Here is a 3,888-nt window from a genome sequence, read left to right as displayed (position 1 = left end):
CGGGGAAGTATGAACGAATAAGCGCCGCAACGCCTGCTGTACATGATGAAGCCATACTGGTTCCGTCGTATGACTCATATTTTGATCCCGGAACTGTGGAATAAATACTTACGCCGGGGGCAAAAACATCTACCTTTAATTTTCCGTAATTAGAGAAACTTCCCAGCCCGTCTACTCCCTTTTCCCAAGAAGATGCCCCTACTTCAATCCAGTTCAAAGCTCTTTGATTGTTTGCTCCGCTATAAGGACTTGGGAAATTGGCGCTTGAATCTACATTTTTGGAATCATTACCTGCGCCATGAACCAGAAGAACATCTTTGGATGCTGCATATCGAATGGCTTCATCCACACAATTCTTGTCCCAGGAAAATCCTTTCCCAAAACTCATGTTGATTACCTTAGCCCCATTGTCAACGGCATATCTTATGGCGTTTGCCACATCCTTGTCTCTTTCATCACCATCCGGAACACATCTCACGGCCATTATTTTTACATTATTCGCCACTCCATCAATTCCCATTCCGTTGTTTCTTTGTGCAGCTACTATCCCTGCCACATGGGTTCCATGAGAGGCATCGGTTCCGGTGACATCATTGTTGCCGTAGTTTTTATCGGCGCAATTATCATAGTTGTCGCCTACAATTGCTCTTGGATCAAAATCAAGATTATATCCGTAATTGGCTTCCTTATTAAAATGATTATAGGCACCCATTAAATCAGCTTTAAGTTCTTTATAGGTAACCCCTTTATTAAGATAATCTATGAGTTTAGCAATAATATCCTGTTCAATTTTAGTACCTGCTTTGTACTTCATTAAATCTTCTACGGTTATATTTTCACCCTTACCTATTGTATTTTCAATATCCTCATATCTTTTTTTGGCTTTGGATAAATTAAGAAACAAGGCCTTGGCCTGGGTGCTCTTCTGAAGATACTCAGCTTTAATCATTAAAAAATTCCTAAACTCTGCCTTTTCTTCCTCCGTCATAGTCTCCTCCACCATGTTTTCAAACTTGGCGTTCAGGCGTTTGTAAACCCTGGTCAGTTCATACGAATCCTCCTTAACATTGCTATCTATACCACCAATAAAATTCCAGCCGTATATATCATCAATATATCCATTTTTGTCATCGTCAATACCATTGCCTGCGATCTCCCCTTGATTCACCCACATCACATTTTTTAAGTCCTCGTGGTCTTCATCCACCCCACTATCTAAAATTCCGACAATTACCGGTACTGATTTCTTTTTGCTCAAATATTTATAGGCTTTTTCGGTACTTACACCCAGTACCCGGTTTTCCTTTTGATCCAGATTAAACCAATTTTCAGGTGCTTTGTTTTGGCCCTGAGCCAGTATAACAAGACTTAGAAAAAACGAAAGCAATGTATTCTTGACAATTCTCATATTAAAACTTCAAAAATGCTCAATTTCAAGCATTGTTCATCATTACCTTTAGATAAATTAAACAAATTAACCTACCAAATATAAGGTATACCCCTTTGTCTGCGGCAGGCTAGGTGTTTCTCTATTTTTTTATGATGGCTATTTTAAATTTATCCAAATCCAACAACTTCTGGTAATCTATTTTAAAGGATTGGAATTCTTCGATTTCGATAAGGGTTTTATTAAAACTTTGTTTTTTAATAATTTGCAGCGTATTTCCGCTGAGTTTAAACACCACACTGTAATTGCAAAAGGCTGAATTATGCGTAATATTTTCAGGAATTTCTGCCAATTTATATCCTTCCGGTATTTTTAAATTAATTATTTGTTCTGAAGGGTAAATATTTAATATTTTTTCAAGATCCATACGATTGGTTCTTTCATTTTCAATAACGGCCTGGGTTTTTCTGATGGATTCTAAATAGGGCATTCGAATAATAAATAAACCGGATACCTTATCGGCGAAACCTTTGGAAGTTATTGAGTAATTCACCTGTAAGGGATTTGAAAAATCGTTCAGGTTCACAAATTCTACTTTGTCATAGGTGCTGTTTTCAAATACATCCTGACCAAAATACGCAGAGGCGAAATCGGGATATTTATTTTTAGCAGTTCTAAAAATTTGTTCCCTCAAATTACCACCGGCAGTTCCGGTATATTCAGCTTTAACTTCCAATTTCAAGTCACGCTCGGTTAACTGGGCATCTATGGTATATTTTGCATTCGTTTTGTTTTGATTAATCAAATCATTAGGGAGGTGGAATATTGACTTTTCACCCGGTTTAATATGGAGGGCGACTGCGTCATTATCCATCTCGGGCAATACATAATAAGGATAAAAATTGGTAGTAAGATCGCAGTAGTTTTTTTGTCCATTGAGTTCGTAACAAACGATCACATGATCGAAAGACAGGGATGGAACAGTTTCGAGTCGGTTGTACTGATTGGTTTTTACCAGGGTATAATAGGAGCTAATGCCTTGCGCTCTCAACATGGTAATCATCAAGGTGGCCACATCTTTGCAATCTCCTATTCCTGCCGATATGGTATTTCCGGGCCATTTGGGAACAAATCGGGAATTGAGAAATGCCACATAACTGTATCTAATTTTGGTGGTTATGTAATTATAAATTTTTTGCACCTTTATTTCATCCGTCATCCCGGGCTTTATCAGTGTATCCAAAATTTCTTTTACCTCATAGGTTAAATCAGTTTTTTGATAAGTGGTTTGTTCGTACCAATCGTTTACCGTTTCCCAGTCTTTAATGGTGCTTACTGACACACTTCTGTAATAGTCGTAATAATCAGGAAAGGCTGTTTCATCCTGGATTTTGGGTAAATTATAATTTTGCCAAACATAATGGTCAAAATTATAGGAATCCGTAAATTTCTTGGGTTCCTTATCCAATTTATGCGCGTAATATCCCAAAAAAGTACCTTTAGGAACTGAAAAATCAAACTTGGAATAAAAAACAGGGTCGGAGAACAATAAAAAGTGTTGGTGATTAAAATTATTTCCGAAAATAGTTCTGGCCTGCATGTCGGCAACCCCCTCTACCTGAATTATATCACCGGCTTCCAAATTCTTAATGACCAGATAACTTCCTGATCTTTCGGGAGTAGACTCAGTACCGTTTTCCTTAATAATTTTTGCGCTGGTTAAGTAGCCCATGAAACTCATGTCAATTTCATTGTATTTTTCTATACCGGATTCCTTGAGAATTTTGATCATTAAACTTTGATACATATTTACCATTTGGTTGGTATCAATGACACAATCTTTGGTATAGTGAAGTACGATGGCATCTTCGTTTTCTGCCAGATTCAACCAATCGGGATTATTGAGCGTTTCTTCAAAAGTTTTGTTCTCGAATATTTTCTTATAATTTTCATTCCCAACGATTTGTTCTATCTTTTCTGTAATTCCGCCCCCATATCCAAAATAACCTGAATTGGTATTCAAGGCTTTGCCTTTTCGGTAATATTGCAGTGCTTCATCCATGTTGGCTTCCAGTTTAGCAATATCACCCAGCAACTCATATACACTGCTTTGGTAGGGATTTATGGTAAGGGATTCAAACAATATTTCCTTTGCTTCTTTATACTTCTCCACTTCCTTATAGTAATCCGCCAAATCGTAATAATTACTTACGATATGGGGCGAGAAATAAATTTTGTCTTTATAAATGGCGATTACCTTGTCTTTCTTTTTGCGATCCTTGTAATACTCTATCGCATTGTCCATGTCATTCTCATTCGAACCGGTTTTTAAAGCCTTAATAGATTTTTTTTGCTCCTTTAATTCTTCAGCCGGACCAAATCGTTCTTCCTTCTCCTTGAAATTGCTTAAGCTGGTCTCTAGTTCTTCCTTATATTTAGGATATTTTCGTATACTCTGATAAATAAAACTGTCCTTTTCCACCAGCTTGCCGGTTTTACTA

At 37.2% G+C, this 3,888-nt stretch carries 2 protein-coding genes; both read right to left on the bottom strand.

Translation table 11 applies throughout. The features are described 5' to 3' along the window. The coding region (locus K1X82_15065; protein ID MBX7183430.1) for a S8 family peptidase at nt 1-1,408 on the bottom strand (1,408 nt) is incomplete at its 3' end. A gap of 121 nt (nt 1,409-1,529) precedes the next feature. Continuing rightward, nucleotides 1,530-3,888, bottom strand: a 2,359-nt coding sequence (locus K1X82_15060; protein MBX7183429.1) for a transglutaminase domain-containing protein, incomplete at its 5' end; no start/stop codon positions are given.

The sequence above is a fragment of the Bacteroidia bacterium genome, from assembly GCA_019695265.1.
GTDB lineage: Bacteria > Bacteroidota > Bacteroidia > JAIBAJ01 > JAIBAJ01 > JAIBAJ01.
The sequence above is the reverse complement of the archived record's forward strand: the minus strand, read 5'-3'. Positions and strand labels throughout refer to the sequence as shown.